The organism is Plantibacter flavus (genome assembly GCF_900177615.1).
GTDB lineage: Bacteria > Actinomycetota > Actinomycetes > Actinomycetales > Microbacteriaceae > Plantibacter > Plantibacter flavus.
The window spans coordinates 602,295-620,248 of the sequence record NZ_FXAP01000001.1 but is presented as its reverse complement, the minus strand read 5'-3'; the positions used below and the strand labels follow the sequence as shown (position 1 = coordinate 620,248).

The 17,954-nt window shown below is 69.2% G+C and carries 17 protein-coding genes; 6 read left to right on the top strand and 11 right to left on the bottom strand.

The features are described from left to right. Positions 1-31: 31 nt before the first annotated feature. Genes rdgB through murI form a run of 3 tightly spaced genes read right to left on the bottom strand, consistent with a single transcriptional unit; the run spans position 32 to position 2,239 of the window. Positions 32-667, bottom strand: coding sequence for an RdgB/HAM1 family non-canonical purine NTP pyrophosphatase (rdgB, locus tag B9Y95_RS02920; protein WP_085510556.1), 636 nt, complete (start codon positions 665-667; stop codon positions 32-34). Further along, positions 667-1,401: a ribonuclease PH gene (gene rph / locus B9Y95_RS02915; protein WP_064296204.1), complete on the bottom strand. Its 735-nt coding sequence runs from the start codon at positions 1,399-1,401 to the stop codon at positions 667-669. Before rph ends, rdgB begins: the two co-directional genes overlap by 1 nt. Continuing rightward, on the bottom strand, positions 1,394-2,239 hold the full coding sequence (gene murI, locus B9Y95_RS02910; protein ID WP_071260977.1) for a glutamate racemase: 846 nt from the start codon (positions 2,237-2,239) through the stop codon (positions 1,394-1,396). The genes rph and murI overlap by 8 nt, the downstream gene beginning before the upstream one ends. A gap of 87 nt (positions 2,240-2,326) precedes the next feature. On the opposite strand from murI, the gene B9Y95_RS02905 reads away from it, so the two are divergent. Beyond that, positions 2,327-3,655: a nicotinate phosphoribosyltransferase gene (locus B9Y95_RS02905; RefSeq protein ID WP_085510555.1), complete on the top strand. Its 1,329-nt coding sequence runs from the start codon at positions 2,327-2,329 to the stop codon at positions 3,653-3,655. Between the two features lie 43 nt (positions 3,656-3,698). On the opposite strand, the gene B9Y95_RS02900 is transcribed toward B9Y95_RS02905, so the two are convergent. The 3 genes from B9Y95_RS02900 to B9Y95_RS21180 form a co-directional block, all read right to left on the bottom strand. Beyond that, positions 3,699-3,974, bottom strand: coding sequence for a DUF3039 domain-containing protein (locus B9Y95_RS02900; protein WP_064296346.1), 276 nt, complete (start codon positions 3,972-3,974; stop codon positions 3,699-3,701). A gap of 95 nt (positions 3,975-4,069) precedes the next feature. Next, positions 4,070-5,641 carry a hypothetical protein gene (locus B9Y95_RS02895; protein ID WP_085510554.1) on the bottom strand — a complete coding sequence of 524 codons (1,572 nt, stop codon included), beginning with the start codon at positions 5,639-5,641 and terminating at the stop codon, positions 4,070-4,072. Further along, complete coding sequence (locus B9Y95_RS21180) at positions 5,617-7,392, bottom strand: ABC transporter ATP-binding protein (RefSeq protein ID WP_412458812.1); 1,776 nt, start codon at positions 7,390-7,392, stop codon at positions 5,617-5,619. The genes B9Y95_RS02895 and B9Y95_RS21180 overlap by 25 nt, the downstream gene beginning before the upstream one ends. A 271-nt stretch (positions 7,393-7,663) precedes the next feature. Between B9Y95_RS21180 and B9Y95_RS02885 the strand changes: the two genes are divergently transcribed. From B9Y95_RS02885 to B9Y95_RS02865, 5 genes are all read left to right on the top strand, one after another. After that, positions 7,664-8,356 carry a phosphocholine cytidylyltransferase family protein gene (locus tag B9Y95_RS02885; protein ID WP_064296200.1) on the top strand — a complete coding sequence of 231 codons (693 nt, stop codon included), beginning with the start codon at positions 7,664-7,666 and terminating at the stop codon, positions 8,354-8,356. 117 nt (positions 8,357-8,473) lie between these two features. Beyond that, the gene (locus B9Y95_RS02880) at positions 8,474-9,241 is read left to right on the top strand and encodes an ABC transporter permease (protein WP_085510553.1); all 768 of its coding nucleotides are present in this window, start codon (positions 8,474-8,476) and stop codon (positions 9,239-9,241) included. Then, positions 9,241-9,999 (top strand): ABC transporter ATP-binding protein, encoded by a 759-nt coding sequence (locus B9Y95_RS02875; RefSeq protein WP_085510552.1) that lies wholly within the window; start codon positions 9,241-9,243, stop codon positions 9,997-9,999. The genes B9Y95_RS02880 and B9Y95_RS02875 overlap by 1 nt, the downstream gene beginning before the upstream one ends. A 74-nt stretch (positions 10,000-10,073) precedes the next feature. Further along, on the top strand, positions 10,074-10,955 hold the full coding sequence (locus B9Y95_RS02870; RefSeq protein ID WP_085510551.1) for a hypothetical protein: 882 nt from the start codon (positions 10,074-10,076) through the stop codon (positions 10,953-10,955). Between the two features lie 85 nt (positions 10,956-11,040). Continuing rightward, complete coding sequence (locus B9Y95_RS02865; RefSeq protein ID WP_159453322.1) at positions 11,041-12,516, top strand: glycosyltransferase; 1,476 nt, start codon at positions 11,041-11,043, stop codon at positions 12,514-12,516. On the opposite strand, the gene B9Y95_RS02860 is transcribed toward B9Y95_RS02865, so the two are convergent. From B9Y95_RS02860 to B9Y95_RS02840, 5 genes are all read right to left on the bottom strand, one after another. After that, positions 12,437-13,645: an acyltransferase family protein gene (locus tag B9Y95_RS02860; RefSeq protein WP_085510549.1), complete on the bottom strand. Its 1,209-nt coding sequence runs from the start codon at positions 13,643-13,645 to the stop codon at positions 12,437-12,439. The genes B9Y95_RS02865 and B9Y95_RS02860 overlap by 80 nt on opposite strands. A gap of 53 nt (positions 13,646-13,698) precedes the next feature. Continuing rightward, positions 13,699-14,994, bottom strand: a complete 1,296-nt coding sequence (locus B9Y95_RS02855; RefSeq protein ID WP_085510548.1) for a CDP-glycerol glycerophosphotransferase family protein — start codon at positions 14,992-14,994, stop codon at positions 13,699-13,701. A 68-nt stretch (positions 14,995-15,062) separates the two neighbouring features. Beyond that, positions 15,063-15,947 carry a glycosyltransferase family 2 protein gene (locus tag B9Y95_RS02850; protein ID WP_085510547.1) on the bottom strand — a complete coding sequence of 295 codons (885 nt, stop codon included), beginning with the start codon at positions 15,945-15,947 and terminating at the stop codon, positions 15,063-15,065. Beyond that, complete coding sequence (locus tag B9Y95_RS02845; protein ID WP_085510546.1) at positions 15,947-16,774, bottom strand: CDP-alcohol phosphatidyltransferase family protein; 828 nt, start codon at positions 16,772-16,774, stop codon at positions 15,947-15,949. Before B9Y95_RS02845 ends, B9Y95_RS02850 begins: the two co-directional genes overlap by 1 nt. Continuing rightward, positions 16,775-17,842 carry a glycosyltransferase family 2 protein gene (locus B9Y95_RS02840; protein ID WP_085510545.1) on the bottom strand — a complete coding sequence of 356 codons (1,068 nt, stop codon included), beginning with the start codon at positions 17,840-17,842 and terminating at the stop codon, positions 16,775-16,777. Positions 17,843-17,954 lie beyond the last annotated feature (112 nt).

The window sequence follows — 17,954 nt, the reverse complement described above, 5'->3', positions numbered from 1 at the left end:
GCCGAGATAGGAATGGTCCTGAGTATCATGCTCAGCTGGCGGTCGAGGCGGGCTCCTCGGGCACGAGCCGCTGCAGCACCGGGACGAGTGCTCGGAAGGCGAGCGCGCGGTGGCTCAGCTCGTTCTTCTCCGCCGGTGACAGCTCCGCCGCCGTCCGTCGCTCGCCGTCCGGGATGAACGCCGGGTCGTACCCGAAGCCGTTCGTCCCGCTCGGCTCCGTCGCGAGGGTTCCGCGCCAGGTGCCGACGGCGACGTGCTCGAACGGCTCCATCCCATCGATCCCCGGTGGCACCACGAGGGCGAGGTGGCAGGCGAACCAGGCGGCACGATGCTCCTCGTGCACGTCCCGCAGCTGATCGAGGAGGAGGGCGAGGTTCGCGGTCGCGTCGTGCTGCGAGCCGGCCCAGCGCGCCGAGAAGATACCCGGCGATCCACCCAGGATCTCGACGCCGATGCCGGAGTCGTCGGCGAGCGCGATGGAGCCGGTGTGGGCGGCGGCGACCCGCGCCTTGATCAACGCGTTCTCGCTGAAGGTCGTTCCGTCCTCGACGGGCTCCGGGCCGTCGTAGGCGAGGACCGTGATCCCGGGGACGTCGCGGCTGACGAGCCGCTGGAACTCCTCGACCTTGTGCTGGTTGTGCGTCGCGAGGACGATCTCGACGCCCATCAGCGTCCGAGGGCCTCGAACTGGATGGCCTTGAGCGACGCAGCGCCACCGACGGCGAGGTCGAGCAGGGAGTCGAGTTCGCGGCGGTCGAACGGGGCGCCCTCGGCCGTCCCCTGCACTTCGACGAACGATCCGCCGCCAGTGACGACGACGTTCATGTCGGTCTCGGCGCGCACGTCCTCGACGTAGGCGAGGTCGAGCATGGGCACACCGTCGATGATGCCGACCGAGACGGCCGAGACGCTGTCCGTGAGGGGCGACGCCTTCTGCGAGATGAACTTCTTGCCGCGCGCCCACTCGATCGCATCGGCGAGGGCGACGTAGGCGCCGGTGATCGCCGCTGTGCGGGTGCCACCGTCCGCCTGCAGGACGTCGCAGTCGATGACGATCGTGTTCTCGCCGAGGGCCTTGGTGTCGATCACGGCGCGGAGGCTCCGACCGATGAGTCGCGAGATCTCGTGGGTACGACCGCCGATCTTCCCCTTGACCGCTTCACGGTCCATCCGCTCGTTGGTGGAACGGGGCAGCATCGCGTACTCCGCGGTGACCCAGCCACGACCCTTGCCGTTCAGCCAGCGCGGCACGCCGTTGGTGAACGAGGCCGTGCAGAGCACCTTCGTCCGGCCGAAGCTGATGAGTGCCGACCCCTCGGCCTGCTCGCTCCAGCCGCGCTCGATCGTGATGGGACGCAGCTGGTCGTTGGTGCGGCCGTCGGCGCGCGCGATGTCACTCATGGATGTGCTCCTCGAACTGGTGGGATGGAAGGTCGATGACGCCGGTCTGGACGAGCGAGACGGTGGAGATCTCCCGACCCATCAGACGGTTGGCGAGGGCGATGAAGTCGTCGGCACTGCTCCCGGTCGCCTCGTACCGGTGGGTGGCAGGTTCGCTGCTGTCGCGCAGCAGGTCACGGGTGACGAGCACGCGGTAGACGTCGTTCGCGGTCTCGGTGTCGCTCGAGACGAGCGACACCTGCGGACCCATCACGTAACTGATCGCGCCCTTGAGGAAGGGGTAGTGGGTGCATCCGAGGACCACGGTGTCGACGCCGGCGTGCCGGAGCGGGGCCAGGTACTCCTCCGCGGCCTCGAGGAGGTCGGGGCCGGTCGTGACGCCGGCCTCCACGAACTCCACGAACCGGGGGCAGGCCTGGCCGAACACCGTCAGCTCGGGATTGACCTCGAAGAGGTCCTGATACGCCCGCGAGTTGATCGTGCCCTCGGTCCCGATGACGCCGATGCGCCCGTTCCTCGTGCTCCGGACCGCGGTCCGCACAGCGGGCTGGATCACCTCGACCACCGGCACCGAGTAGCGTTCGCGTGCATCGCGGAGCATCGCCGCCGATGCGGTGTTGCAGGCGATCACCAGCATCTTCACGCCCTGGTCGACGAGCGAGTCGAGGACCTCGAGCGAGTAGCGCCGCACGTCGGCGATGGGCTTCGGGCCGTAGGGCGAGTGGGCCGTGTCGCCGATGTAGATCACGGACTCGGCGGGGAGCTGGTCGCTGACCGCTCTCGCCACCGTGAGTCCGCCGACGCCGGAGTCGAAGATGCCGATGGGTGCGTCGTTCACGATGACCCAGCCTACCGTCCCTGCCGATGGACGTCGCTGACCGACCGATCACCACGTTCCGAGCACGCTCGCGGCTAGGCTGAACGGGTGCACGAGTCCTCAGCTCTCCTCACCGACCGATACGAACTCACGATGCTGGACGCCGCCCTCCACCGCGGCACCGCGGATCGGGAGTGCCTGTTCGAGCTGTTCGCCAGACGCCTCTCCGGCGGCCGTCGCTACGGCGTCGTGGCCGGCACGGGCCGATTCCTCGAACTGCTCAAGCACTTCCGCTTCGGCGAATCGGAACTCGAGTGGCTGCGCGAGGAGGGCGTCGTCAGCACGACGGCGCTCGACTGGCTCGCCGACTACCGCTTCTCGGGATCGATCTGGGGCTACCGCGAGGGCGAGGTCTTCTTCCCCGGTTCGCCGATCCTGGTCGTGGAGGGCACGTTCGCCGAAGCCGTCATCCTCGAGACCTTGGCGCTCAGCGTGTTCAACTACGACAGCGCCGTCGCCACGGCCGCCGCGCGCATGACCTCAGCGGCGGGCAGCCGCCCCCTGGCCGAGATGGGCTCCCGTCGGACGGGCGAGCGGTCGGCCATCGCCGCAGCCCGGGCAGCGTACATCGCCGGCTTCAGCGCCACCTCGAACCTCGAGGCCGGACGCAGCTGGGGCATCCCGACGATGGGGACGGCCGCGCACTCCTTCACCCTCCTGCACGACTCCGAAGAGGACGCCTTCCGAGCCCAGATCGACACGATGGGCGCCGGTACAACGCTGCTCGTCGACACCTACGACATCGAGGAGGCCGTGCGACTCGGCGTGCGCCTCGCCGGCCCGGAGCTCGGAGCCGTGCGCATCGACTCCGGCGATCTGCCGATCGTCGTCGGCCAGGTCCGCCGCCTCCTCGACGAACTCGGCGCCACGTCGACCCGCATCACGGTCACCAACGACCTCGACGAGCACGCCGTCGCGGCCCTGGCCGCGTCCCCGGTCGACTCCTACGGTGTCGGCACCTCCGTGGTCACCGGCTCCGGCTCCCCCGCCATGGGCATGGTCTACAAGCTCGTGGCGCACCGCGACGACCAGGGCGACTGGATCAGCGTCGCGAAGAAGTCAGCCGAGAAGGCGACCGTCGGCGGCCGCAAGACCGCTGCGCGTGCCTACGATCGGCACGGTATCGCCCGCGAGGAGCGCATCTACCTCGGCGACGGTCCTGCGGGCGAACACGAGGGTGCGGCCGATCCCGCCTCGGAACGCCCCCTGATGGTCCAGCTCGTCGAAGGCGGACTCGTGGACGAGCAGTACCTCGGTGCCGCGGGGACGCGTCAGGCCAGGGAACACCGGGCGCAGGCGGTAGCGGAACTGCCACCCCGGGCCGTCAGCCTCACCCGCGGCGACCCCGTGCTCCCGACCGTCTACCTCGAAGGCTGACCGCGGCGACGCGTCTCAGCGTCGGCCGCGGTGCGCTCCAGCGTCAGTCGCGGAGGAGCTTCTCGTAGATCTCCTTGCAGGCCGGGCAGATCGGGAACTTCTCGGGGTCGCGACCCGGCGTCCACTTCTTGCCGCAGAGCGCCTTCACCGGCTTGCCGCTCAACGCCGACTCGAGGATCTTCTCCTTCTTGACGTAGTGCGAGAACCGCTCGTGATCGCCGGGCTCGATGTTCTCGCTCTCGATCAGCTCCTCGAGCTCACGATCCATGATCGCCGTGCTCCCACCGTCGGGCGTGCCACCGGGATCGATCGTGCTCATCTGCTGCTTCGTGCTGTCATGCTGCGCCATGGCTCCATGGTACCGCCGGACGGCACCCGGGTCTCCTGCGGGCCGATCCGGTCGCCGACGTCGGGTCAGTGCGAGCTGGCGAAGCCGACGATCTCGGGGCTGCGACGGTCGAAGACGCGACCTCCGGCGAAGATCCCGATCACGAGGACGAGGATGCCCGTACCCGCACCGACCGCGAGTGCCCCGAAGTTCCAGTTCGGTTCACCGGTGAGCCCGAGCACGGCCAGCCAGCCGGCGGGAATCGTGAGGAGCACCGTACCGAGCAGGCTCAGGAACTGCGCGGACATGCCGCTGCTGCCCGGGACCTGCGGCTGCTGGAACGGGCTGTCGCCGGGAAGCGACGTCGGGTACGGGAACCGCGCGGACACGAAGCTCGCGACACCGGCACCGCTGAACAACAGGCACGTGCTCACCCCGATCATCGACGGCAGGGCGTCCCAGTCGCCGTAGAACAGGATGCTCAGCGTCGACCCGACCGCGATGAGCGGGATGCCGATGAGGAGCACGGGGAAGAGCCGGCCGATCCGATCCGATCGTCCGCGGACCCCCGAGGCGACGTGCAACCAGACCGCGGTCGAATCGAAGGCGAGGTCGTTGTGCAGGAGCCAGCCGAGGAACCAGCACACGACCGGGAGTGGGACGAGTGCGAGGACATTCATCGGGATGCCGGCGACCAGCATGGGCACGAAGAAGATGAAAGGCGCGATCGGGATGATCACCAGCGAGACGAGGTACCGCGGGTCGCGCAGCCAGTAGGTCATGCTCCGAGCGGCGATGGCTCCGGACGGGGAACCGGGGAGCAGGTCGAACCAGCCCAGACCGGTGCTGTCTCGGCCCGTCCCGAGGCGTTCCGGCGCCACGAGCAGTCGGGCGACGAACGCCTGCCAGGCGAACCAGAGCAGAGCGATGGTCGCCGCGGTGAGCAGCAGCTTGACGACCGCCGGTGCGATGCCGCCGAGTGCGGCATCTCCGGGGAACGACCAGACGGCGCCGAGCGGGGTCCAACTGAGGATGTCAGCGACCCGGCCGAGGACGGCGAATCCGTCGCGCTGCCAGTCCACGGTGGTGAGAGCGATGATCGCCGGGGCCACGGCGATGATGAGCACCAGCCCGAGGACACCCATGACCTCCTTGGCGCGACGCGTCGAGAGGAGACTCGCGGAGATCGAGGTGGCGATCCGGGCCAGGAGCGCGCAGAGCAGCACGCCGAGGACGGCGGAGACCACGGCGAGGACGGCGGGTAACGGCGACCGCGACCAGGTGACCACCGACGAGGCCGCGAGGACGGCGAGGACGAGCGACGGCACCGACACGAGCGCCGCCACGAGCAAGCCGGCGGACAGGGTGCGGTTGGGCAGCCCGAAGAGGGAGAACGCCCGAGGATCCAGCTGATCGTCGACACCGAAGACGAGCGGAAGGATGATGAACCCCAGGACGACGGCCGATCCGGCCAGCACGAGCAGGTTGCGGGTGACCTCCGGATCGCCACCGCGCAGCGCGACGAGACCGGTGCTCGCGAGCACGACGATCCACACGCCGACCGCGATCGCGAGGACGAGCCCGACCAGTCGCCAGGGGCTGCGGCGGAACGCGTTGAGCGTCAGCTGCAGTTTCAGTCGGAGAAGCTGTGCAACCATTCCATTCCCTCTGCCGACTTGCGGCCCCCGGCGAGCTCGACGAACCGCTCCTCGAGCGTGCCCGTTCCGCGCACCTCGTCGACGGACCCGGCGGCCAGCACCTTGCCCTGCACGATGATGGCCACGTGATCGCACACGCGCTGAATGAAGTCCATGCCGTGGCTCGAGAGCACGACGGTTCCGCCGTTGGCGACGTACCGCTGGAGGATCTCGATGACGTTCGCCGCGGAGACCGGGTCGACCGATTCGAAGGGCTCGTCGAGGATGAGGAGCCGCGGCGAATGGATGAGTGCGGCTGCCAGCGCGATCTTCTTCGTCATGCCCGCCGAGTAGTCGGAGACGAGACGACCGAGCGCGTCGTCGAGGCCGAAGGCACGGGCCAGATCGGCGGTCCGCGACTTGACGGTCGCGGGGTCGAGCCCACGCAGGACGCCGGAGTAGTACAGGAGCTGACTACCGGTCAGGCGGTCGAACAGGCGCAGCCGGTCGGGCAACACACCGATCGCCCGCTTGGCCTCGGCGGGATCCTGCCAGACGTCGACCCCCTGGACGGTGATGGACCCTGCGTCGGGACGGAGGAGCCCCGTGACCATGGACAGCGTGGTGGTCTTGCCGGCGCCGTTGGGCCCGACGATGCCGTAGAAGGAGCCCCGGCGGACCTCGAGGTCGACGCCGTCGACCGCGACCGTGTCGCCGAACTGCTTGACGAGTCCCGAGATCGACAGGACGACGGGATGTGCGTCGTCGTCGGCAGCCTCGGTGCGCTGCGCCGTCGTCGCTGCGGGCGACGAGGTGGCGGCGGCCGGCGGGGTCGACGCGGGACGACCGACAGGACGCTTGGGGGCTGCCGCCGGAGCGACGACCTCCTCCGGCGCAGGCGCCACCGACACGGACTCCGACGGCGTCGTCTGCCGGGCCGTGTCGTCCGGAGTCTTCTCGGCAGTGGATGACGCGTTCGTCGGGGTCTCGGTCTGCGTGTCGTCGGGCCGAGGCTCGTCGACGGCGATCCGGTCGACGACCTCGGGGGAAGACTGCTCGGGCGCGGTCGACGTCGTCGCCCGGTCGACCGATCCCGGTGCGCTGACCTCGTCGAGGACGGCGGCACCCGCGGCGGCCGTCTGTTCGGTCTGCTTCGCGGCGCTGGTGCGCGCCGGTGTGCGCTTGGCCGGAGTCCGGGCCGTCGTGGACTTCGTCGTCGAGGTCCGGGCGGTGGTCGTCTTGGCGCCTGCGGCCTTGGTCGCCGGCTTCGCGGCTGCGGGGCGCGCCGTCGTCGACCTGGGCGTCTTCGGGGCGGTGGTCGTCTCGGCCGACTCAGTGCTCTCCGCACCACCGGCTGCAGCGGCCGACTTCGCGGGCGTGCGCTTCGCGGCGGTGGTGCGCGCCGTCGTCGACTTGGTGGCCGTGGTCTTCGCCGCCGAGGTCCGAGCGGTCGTCGAGCGTGCCGTGGTCGTCTTGGGTGCCGGTGCGGCCGCGTCCTCGGACTCCCCCGAGGTCTCGCTCGCCGACGTGGTGCGGGTGCGTGGCGTGCTCGCTCGCTTCGCCGGAGCCTTCGCCGTTCCGGATGCCCGAGCCGTCGTCGAGCGCGGTGCGCGCTTCGGTGCTGTCGGCGCCGCAGCGGCCTGATCGTCGGAAGCGGCCGTCGGCGCAGGTGCACCAGCGGCGTCGGCGGGGTTCGGCGTACCCGGACTCGTCGACGTGCCGTCGGCAGGCGCGGGCTGCTGAGCGGGATCTGGCGGAGTCGTGGAAGTCACCAAGCAAACCTACCAACAGCGGCGGCCGCAGCGGACAGCGGAGTCTCAGGATGAACGGTTGACACATCTCCCCCAAGCTGTGTAAACGCCGGGTGGTCGATCACAAAACGACAACGGACCCTGGGAACCCCTGACAGACGGAGTTCACCGCGGCTAGCCTGTATTTTGGCATAACGGAGTGTCTTTCAATGCACGTCTTGGTTAATCCTCGGTGAATCGTCCACAGCATCGTGGCACCGCGTGATTCCATACCCACACTGAGGAGAACAACGTGACCACCCAGGTAGTGATCCTTGCCGCAGGGATGGGCAGCCGTCTCGGCCGCTCGCTCCCCAAGCCCCTGACCGAGCTCAGCGACGGCCGCACCATCATGCAGCAGCAGTTCGACAACATCCACCACGCGTTCGGAGCGAGCGCCAAGGTGACGATCGTCGTCGGCTACAAGCTCGAGCACATCATCGAGGCCTTCCCTGACGCCTCCTTCGTCTACAACGAGCAGTACGACCAGACCAACACCTCGAAGAGCCTCATGCGCGCCCTCGCCGCATCTCAGGCCGGCGGCGTGCTCTGGATGAACGGCGACGTCGTCTTCGACCCCGCTGTCCTCGATCGCGCTGCCGCGATGATCGCCAAGGACCGGTCCTTCGTGACCGTCAACACCTCCAAGGTGTCCGACGAGGAGGTCAAGTACACGACCAGCGCCGAGGGCTACATCAAGGAGCTCTCGAAGACCGTCGTCGGCGGGCTCGGAGAGGCCGTGGGCATCAATTACATCTCGTCGCAGGACAAGACGATGCTGCACCGCTACCTGACCAAGGTCGGCGACCAGGACTACTTCGAGCGCGGCATCGAGCTCGCCATCGAGCGCGAAGGCATGCTCGTCGAGCCGGTCGACATCTCCGACCTCTACGCGGTCGAGGTCGACTTCGCCGAGGACCTCGAGCGCGCGAACCTCTTCGTCTGAGGGTCCCGTCCACATCGCGCACGAACGCCGTCCCGACGCTGAGCGTCGCGGGCGGCGTTCCTGCGTCGCCTCGATAAGGTTGGTCACGTGAGTTCTTCTGCTGAAACGCGGCCAAGGATGTCGCGTTCGGCGAGGTATCGCCACGCGCTCTGGATCCTGACCGTCCGAGACCTGCGTGTGCGCTACTCGACGAGCGCGCTCGGCTACGTGTGGTCCATCCTCGACCCCCTCGTCATGAGCGGGATCTACTGGTTCGTCTTCACGCAGGTGTTCCGGCGCGACGTCGGCGAGGAACCGTACATCGTGTTCCTCCTCGCCGCCCTGCTGCCGTGGATGTGGTTCACGGGCTCGGTGTCCGACAGCACGCGCGCCTTCCTGCGCGAGGCGAAGCTCGTGCGTTCGACGACGATCCCCCGCACCATCTGGGTGAATCGGATCGTGCTGTCGAAGGGCATCGAGTTCCTCGCGGCGCTCCCGGTCCTCGCGGCCTTCGCGATCTTCAGCGGCGCGCAGGTGAACCTCGACATCGTGCTGTTCCCGCTCGCCATCGTCATCCAAGCCGTCCTGACCATCGGGCTCTGCCTGATCGTCGCTCCGCTCGTCGTGTTCTTCCGCGATCTCGAGCGAGCCGTCAAGCTCGTCCTGCGGTTCATGTTCTACGCGACGCCGATCATCTACAGCACGACGGCGCTGCCCGACAAGATCGAGCCCTTCGCGGCGTTCAACCCGCTCAGCGGCATCTTCGCGCTGTACCGTTCCGCGTTCTTCCCACAGGAACTCAACTGGCACCTCGTGGGCGTGTCCGCCGCCATGTCGGCGGTCATCCTCGCAGTCGGTCTCCTCGTCTTCAAGCGCTGCGAGCGCTCCGTGCTGAAGGAGATCTGATGCCCACAGGTAACGCAACCGCCGGTCGACCGGCGATCTCGGTCTCCGACGCAGGTATCCGGTTCCGGCGCAACCGTGGCGGTCGGCGGAGTTTCAAGGACCTCTTCGCTGGTCGCGACCGCCGCTCGAAGCCGGGCGAGTTCTGGCCCCTGCGCCACGTCTCCTTCGATGTCGCCCCGGGCGAGGCGATCGGCGTCGTCGGTCGGAACGGTCAAGGCAAGTCGACGCTGCTCAAGCTCGTCGCGGGCGTCGTGCTGCCCGACGAGGGCACCATCGGTGTGCGCGAGGGCGTCGCGCCGCTCATCGAGATCACCGGTGGCTTCGTCAACGACCTGACGGTCCGCGACAACGTGTACCTGACGGCCGGCCTCCACGGCATGTCTCGCCGAGAGATCGACGGACGGTTCGACGACATCATCGCGTTCGCCGAGATCGCCGACTTCATCGACACCCCGTACAAGCACCTCTCGAGCGGGATGAAGGTCCGCATCGCCTTCGCGGTGATCGCGCAGCTCGAGGAGCCGATCATCCTCGTCGACGAGGTCCTCGCCGTGGGCGACCGGGCGTTCCGCGAGAAGTGCTACCGGCGCATCGAGGAACTCCTCGAGGGCGGGCGCACCCTGTTCTTCGTCTCGCACAACGAGAAGGACCTCAGGCGGTTCTGCACGAGGGGGCTCTACCTCGACAAGGGGGCGCTCGTACTCGACGCCCCGATCGACGACGTGCTCGACCGCTACAACGCCGACTACAACAGCTGAGGCCCGCCAGCAAGCGTCAGTCGACCCGCAGTGGGTCGACGTAGACTGGCCGCCCCGCCCACGAGGAGGTCGTCATGACCGGACCGCAGCAGGGACCCGTTCCAGGTCCCGCCCAGTTCCCCACCGCCGCAGCACAGCAGCCCATGCTGCCCGAGCCGGGATGGGTGCGGGCGCTCGACCGACTGCTCTGGGTCCAGCGACCGGTGGTCGTGGCGCACATCCGCTCGATCCGGCGGATGTACCCGAACGCGACGGCCGACCAGCTCATCCGCGTCCTGGAGCGCCGGTACCTCACGACGGTGACGACGACGGGGGCCGCCGTCGGCGCGACCGCTGTCGTCCCGGCGATCGGGACGGCGACGACCCTCGCGCTCTCCGGTGTCGAGACGGCGGGGTTCCTCGAGGCGACCGCCCTGTTCGCCCAGTCGGTCACCGAGGTCCACGGCATCGCCCTGGCGGATCCGATGCGATCCCGCGCGCTCGTCATGACCATGATGCTCGGCAAGGCCGGCACCGACCTCCTGCGCAACTTCGGTTCCCAGGCGGCCGGCAAGGGAGTCCCGCGGCAGGCGTTCTGGGGCCAGACGATCACCCAGGGTCTGCCGTCGATGATCGTGGGCCCGGTCGCCGACCAGCTGCGAGTGCGCTTCGTGAAGCACTTCGCGGCGAGCGGCAGCGCCGGCGTCATCGGCAAGGCGCTCCCCTTCGGCGTCGGAGCGGCCGTCGGCGGGATCGGCAACCACATGCTCGGTCGCCAGGTCGTCCGAGCAGCGCGTCAGGCGTTCGGGCCGGCGCCGTTCGTCGTCCCGCTCGACCTCGAGCCGCGGATGCGGGCCGTCTCCGGCAGCTCCGGCTTCGGCAAGGTCCGCGATCAGGTGTTCCGTCGCCGGAAGCACCTGGCCATCGAGCAGGGCGGCGAGGCGTCCGGCAGCGACGGGCCAGAGCAGCGCCCCTGATCCACCCCTGGAGGACCTCAGATCACTCCCGGCCGGTCCGCGCCGGATGCGGCATCCCTCCAGGTCCATCGCGTACCGTCGGAGGGTGAGACTTCCCTTCCTGCGCCGCCCCCAGAAGCCGTTCCCGGAAGGTCGCCACTTCGCGGTGACCTGGGGCCTGTCGGACGACTTCGGCGGCATGACCGAGGCGATGCTCCAGCGCTCCCGCGCGTTCATCCGACTGGCGGGCACCCCGGTCGACGTCATCACCTTCGACCACCGACCGGACTACCCGGAGTTGGAGGGGCGGCTGCGTACGCGCGGAGACCTGATCGACGGCCTCCGGGTCGTCAACCTCTGGGACTGGCTGCGCGACAACCCCCTGCCGGGTGGGTCCCTCGATCTGGCGCGCCACGGATTCACCCCGCTCCCCCTCGACGACCTCGGCACCGAACGGCGTCGCGGTGACGCCGTCCTCAGCCGCGAGCGACACGACGACGCGGGTCAGATCCTGCAGGTGGACGTCTACCGAGCCGACGGCACCCTGCTCTTGTCCGACCGCCGCGACACGCGTGAACGGGGTGTGAAGGGCGGCCGGTCGGTCGTCCTCTGCGACGAGCAGGGTAGCCCCGTCCGATCCTGGGGACGCATCTGGTCCCTGTATCGCGCCTGGTTCGACGCGCTCACCGCGGGCGCTCCGGCTTGGATGATCGTCGACAGCAAGACCATCGCCCCGTTCGTCCTGAGCTACCGGAAGCGCAATGTCGTCACCGCGCACGTGGTACACGCCTCGCATCTCCAAGGCACGGAACGGCCACACGGTCGGCTGCGGGAGTCCCGGCGAGCGGTGTTCGAGGCGCTCGACGACTTCGACCTCGTCGCGCTCCTCAGTGATCGACAGCTCGCGGACGTGACGACCATGCTCGGCGAGCACGCCTCGCTCAGTGTCATCCCGAACTCGCGCGAACTCGTCGCCCCGGAGGTCGCACGTGCTCCCCGGCCTCGCAGCCGCGGGATGTTCCTCGGCTCGCTCACGGCCCGGAAGCGGCCGGCGCACGCGATCCGCGCCGTCCTCGCCACCACGTCCACGGATGGGCCTCCCCCGACGCTCGACGTGTACGGCGGCGGTGAGCTGCTCGACGAGCTGCAGTCGCTCCTCATCGCCGAAGACCCGGAGCACCGCGTCGTCCTTCACGGCTACGACCGCTCCGCCCGGCAGCAGCTCGGCTCGGGTTCGTTCCTCGTCATGACCTCGACCTCGGAGGGCTTCCCGCTCGTGCTCATCGAGGCGATGGCAGCCGGGTGTCTTCCCATCGTGGTCGACGTCCCCTACGGACCGGCCGACATCGTCCGCGACGGTTGGAACGGGTTCCTCGTGCCGTCCGCGGAACCGGCCGTCGTGTCGGCCGCCATCGAGCGCCTGCTCGCCCTTCCTGAAGCCGAGGTCGACGCGATGCGTCGCAACGCCAGGACGACCGCGGAGCAGTACGACGACGAAGCCGTCACCCGTCGGTGGGCTCAGGAGTTGCACGCGGCCGCTCGCCGGAAGAAGCGGAACGCGCTCGTCCCTCGCGTCGGCTGAGCATCCGGGAGCGCACCGCCGCGACCCCCGTCTGCACCCCTCGGCCGACGCGGCGCGCCAGACCATGGGACGGACGCTCGACGAGCTGGAAGAACCCGGCGGCGATCAGCAGGCTGAGTGGCACGCCCACGATGCCGACCAGCCACCAGCGCTCGTCGCCGAACATGAAGGCGAGCGTGGCCAGGATCGGGGCGTGCACGAGGTACAGGCTGAACGACACCTTGCCGAGCCACAGGACGGGCGGGGTCTCAAGGAGCCGTCGGGCGAACGGGCTTCCGATGGCGACGACGATGAGACCGGCCGCACCCACGCCAGACAGGCCCCAGAGCGCCTGACCCAACGTGGAGGAGGACTCGACGTAGGGTCGGGAGAGCCAGCTCGCGACGAGCAGGAGCGCGGACCCGCCCGTGAGCGACGCCCACTGTAGGGGGCGGGACCGATCCGCCGCCCAGGCGCGAAGGTCATCGAGTCTGACAGCGAGGAGCGTCCCGATGAAGAAGGCCGGCAGGTACACGGCGGCGTCCATCCCGGCAACCCGTCCGAGCACCATCACCACGGCCATCAGTGCGGCGACCGGCCACGCCCAGCGACGCAGCAGCCGAGCGAGCAGGACGGCGACCGGGAGGAGGAGGGTGAAGATCAGCTCCCAGCGCAGTGACCACAGGGTGTTCACCAGGTCGTAGCTCACCGGCGTCAGGGTCGCCTCCGTCAGGAGGTGCAGCGGGTCGACGCTCGTCGCGTTCGCATTCGCGATCCACTCACCGGTGGTCACCGAGGCGGGATCCCTCGGGATGAGCAGGATGAGTGCGGCGGCGAACAGCAGCGACCCCCAGACGGGGAGGTAGAGCCGCACGAATCGCGCGGCGAAGAACCCCGGCCAGCTCGCGCCGCCTCGCAACAGCGGGAGCGCGACGACGAGACCGCTCAGGACGAAGAACACCTGCACGGCCTCGGTGCCGGCGAAGAGCAGCTTCAGTGGTGTCTCGGTCGCGATGTCCCAGGCGGGCTCCGAGATCCGACCCGTCGCGAAGGGTCGGGCGAGCAACGACACGTGGTAGAGCACCACGACGACGCTGGCGACGCCACGAACTCCGTCGAGGGAGGCCAGTCGCCCGGAGGACGGATTCACCTGCCCGACCCTACGCGGTTCTCCTGGGCGCGGACTCAACGGCTCAAGGCGCCTCAGGCGCGTCCTTCGTCGTCGTCATCCTCGTCCTCATCGTCCTCATGCTCGTCGAGCTCCGGCCGGCCATCGGCGTGCACGAGGGCGAACCGTTCCCACTCCGACATCAGATGCTCGATGGCGCTGTGGAACCTCGCCGTCGTCACCCCGGGCGTCGTGTCGCCGAAGTAGTACTCGACCCAGTGCTGGAGTCGCGCGACCGTCTCGGGATCGCCGAGGAGCCGGTCGACCCCGTCGACGATGTCCGCGGCGTCCGAGGCATCGAGCCATTCGCACGCCGAGAGGTACCCTCCGGTGTCGATCTCCGCCTCCGGATTCACGGGACGGGTGATCATGAGCGGCTTCCCGCTCGCGAGGCGGTCGTAGACCATCGCGGAGATGTCGACGATGGCCGCGTCCGCTGCCGCCAGCTGCCAACCGAGGTCGGCACCCGTGTCGACGACGTGCTGGGCCGAGGCGTCCGCACGGTTCGCCTCCTGGAGCGCGGCCATGATCTCGCGGTTCGCGCTCGCGTACACCGGATCGACGACACCGCTCCTCGGGTGCGGGCGGTACACGACGCGGTGCCGCCCGGTCGCGATGAGTGCTCGGACGAGAACCACGCCGTGGCTCGCGATCGAGCCGTATGCCGCAGCCGTGCGGTCGCCCTCCCAGGTGGGTGCGTACAGGACCACGGTCCGCTCATCGGGCGTGTAGGGCAGTTCGCCCGAATAGTGGTCGGCCTGCGGGCGGCCGATCATGATCGCGCGCTTGTCGAAGTCGTAGTCCCAGAGCACCCGCTCCAGCCGGTTCCTCGCCGCTTGGCCGGCGATGAGGCTGTAGTCGTAGGCCTTGAACTGGTTCGTGGTCATGTACATCTTGTCGCTCTCGCCATGGTTGACGAAGACGTGCCAGCGGGAGCCGTAGCGGAACATCTGGAAGTTCTTGGCGTTCTGGTTGACGTACAGCACGACGCGGATGTCCTGTTCGGCCAGCGTGCGCTCGAGGGCGACGACCGTCCGGACGTAGGCCGTCGGGATCGGCGACTCCTCGAACAGCTTGGCCGCAGCGGTCGCACCGCGACTGAGGATGAGGACGGGCCACTGCTTCGACAGTTCGGCGAGCGGCCGATACCACTGTCGGATCTGGTACATGTTGACGGCACCGTCCGCGAAGTACACGGCCACCTTGTAGCGCCCCGGCTCGATCACGGGAGCCGCCTGCATCTGCGCGGCGAGGACGGCTCTGGCCCGGCGGTTGGCGAGCAGGTCCTTGGCGAGCGTGATGGCACGACGACCGTCTCTGATCAGTCCCATGTCAGCTCCAGCATCCGTCAAGCGTAACGACGCCAGGTCACGGTGGGATCACGACGGGTGCCCGCCGCTCAGATGAGGGGAGGTCGCCCTGCGCGCGTCATCCGCCAGACCGTCCGCCAGCGCAGTGGGCGACGTTCGCCGGGGGCTGTCCGCCAGCCCTCGCGCCAGCCGCCGAACCAGGGACGGAGGGCCTCCGGCTTCCGCCACCACCGGATCACCTGGATCGCGGTCCAGGAGCCCACGTACAGCGGAATGAGCGGCACTGGGAGGTTCCGCCTCGCGAGCCAGACCCGGTTCCGCGCGTTGAGCCGGTAGTAGGCGGTATGCCTCGTCGGTTCGGTCACCGGGTGGTTCGCTTCGAGGGACGCCTCGTACCAGGCTCGCCTCCCCTGGTCCCAGACCCGCCAGGCGAGCTCGATGCCCTCATGCGCGTAGAAGAACGGGTCTGCCCATCCGCCGACGGCGTCGAACACCGACCGCGGCAGTAGGACGGCCGCTTCGAGGCAGGAGAACACGGCGCTCGAATGCCCGGGGTCCTTGTCGCGGGTGCGCGGCACCCAGCGGGACGGTGTCGCTGCACCGTCCGCGTCGGCGAGCCGGGGCTGGATGAGGCCGATGGAGCGGTCCGCGTCGAGCATCGCGATGGCGTCGCGGAGGAACGTGGTGGACGGGATGGTCGCGTCGTCGTCGAGGAAGAAGACGAACTCCCCCTGCACGGCGTCGGCACCACGGTTGCGGCCGGCCGGGATCCCGAGGTTCTCCGGCAGGGCCAGGCCTCGAGCACCGTCCGGAAGTCCGCTCGGCTGCCAGCCGTTGCCGACCACGACCACGTCGAGCTCCACCGCTTCTTGGGCGAGCACGCTCTCCACGGCTGCGGTGAGCTCGACCGGGCGGGTCCCCTGCGTCAAGACCACGACGCCGACGGAGCGCGTCACTGGGATCGGGCCGGACATCACGCGTGGAGCCGCTTCGACGAGACGATCGCGATGAAATGCCCGACGAGTGTCAGGAACGCGAGCGGTACGAGGATCACGAGCACCCAGCGCATCGCCGCGACGTCACCGACGAACAGGCCGACCACGGACGCGGCGAAGATCACCATGGTGAGTTCGACCGAGTGGAACAGCCGGTGGAACGGGAGGAACCGCGCCACCGTCCGCGCCGTCGCCAGCAGTCCCCCGCGCGGCGCCGACTCCTCGGTCGAGTAGGTGAGTTTCGGCGCCCCGAACCCGGCGCGGGCGACCCGCACCATGTCGTTCAGCGCCTTGTTGAGCACGACGAACAGCGCGAGTGCGAATCCGAGGGTTATCCAGACGAGATCTTCGGGCGCATCGACCGGCCACGCGGCGGCACGGATGCCGAGCGCGATCGCGATGAGCGACTCGGTGGAGTAGTGGCCGACGGAGTCCAGGAACGCGCCAGCCGGACTCGACGTCCGCCGCCAGCGCGCGACCTCACCGTCGCAGCAGTCGACGAGCATCTGCGTCTGCCCGAGCACGAGCGCAAGGGCCGCGCCTCCGAACCCGGGGATGAGCAGCGCGGCGGCCGTGGCCCAGCCGGTCAGGATCATCAGACCCGTCACGCCGTTCGCGCTGATGCTCGTCCGGAGCAGCAACCACGTGACGTACGGCGACAGGTCTCGCAGGTACAGGTCGGCGGTCCAGTGCTCGGCGTTCTTCCGCGCGCGGACCTCCGGCGGTTGCGCCACGGCACGGAGTTCGGCGATCGTCCGCGGGGGCGTGAGCCTCGGCCCGGTTCCGGCCGTGCTGGGATCCGACATCTAGACCGCCTTCGGTGGATTGCGCAGCGCGGAGATGCCCTTCGCGAGCGAGCCGTAGCCGAGCACGAACCCGGTGCCCCAGCAGAAGTGGATGCACGGCAGTACGGCGAGCATCCAGAGGCTCGTGCGTACCCCGTCCCGCCCGGTGACGACGATGCTCGCGAGCAGCACGATGGCCGCGTAGGCGATGGGGGCCGTGAACCCGAGGAGCAGCCACGGCGTCGCTCCCGCACCCAGCTGGACCAGGCCCCCGAGCCCGAGGAGCGTGCCGAGCACGATGCCGAGCACCAGGACCGGCGGCGCGAAGTAGCGGAGCGTGCCGCGGGTGGGGAAGCTCCGGCTGAGCTCGCCGCGCCAGAGTCCGGTGGAGAAGAACTGTCGCGCCAGGGCCCGCATGCTCGCACGCGGGCGGTAGACGACCCGCAACGCGGGCGTGAACCAGACGAGGCCGCCGGCCTGCTTGATCCGGCGGTTGAGCTCCCAGTCCTGTCCGCGTTTGATGCGTTCGTCGAACATGCCCACCCGCATGAGCATCTCGCGGTCGAAGACGCCGAGGTAGACCGTGTCTGCCGGCCCCTCTCGACCGCCGACGTGGTGGGGTGTGCCACCGAGCCCGACGCGCGAGCCGTACGCTCGCGCCACCGCCGTCTCGAAGCTCGTGCGCCCTTGGGCGTCCATGATGCCGCCCACGTTCTGCGCCCCCGTGCGGAGCATGGTCTCGACCGCGAGTCGCGCGTAGTCGTCGGGCAGCTCAGAATGGGCGTCGACCCGGATGACGATCGGATGCGTCGACGCGGCGATCGCCAGGTTGAGTCCGGCCGGGGTCGACCCCACGCGGTTCTCCAGCACGTGGATACGCGGGTCGGCCGCCTGGAGCTCCCGGACGAGCTCGGTCGTGCCGTCGATGCTCGGCCCGACGGCGATCGTGATCTCCACGTCGCCGGTGTAGTCCTGCGCCAGGAGGCTGTCGACGGCTGCCCTGACGTGTCGGACGTCGTTCAACACCGGCATCACGTAGGAGACTCCGGGCGACGACGGTGCGTCGGCCTGGCCTGTGTCGTTCGACATGGGGGTTCACTCCGTGTTTCGTTCGATCGAGCCTAGCAGCCGGTCGTCGGGGTGGCCCGGACGCGGAGGACGCCCGCACGGTGGCCGTGCGGGCGTCCTCCGGGGCCTGACG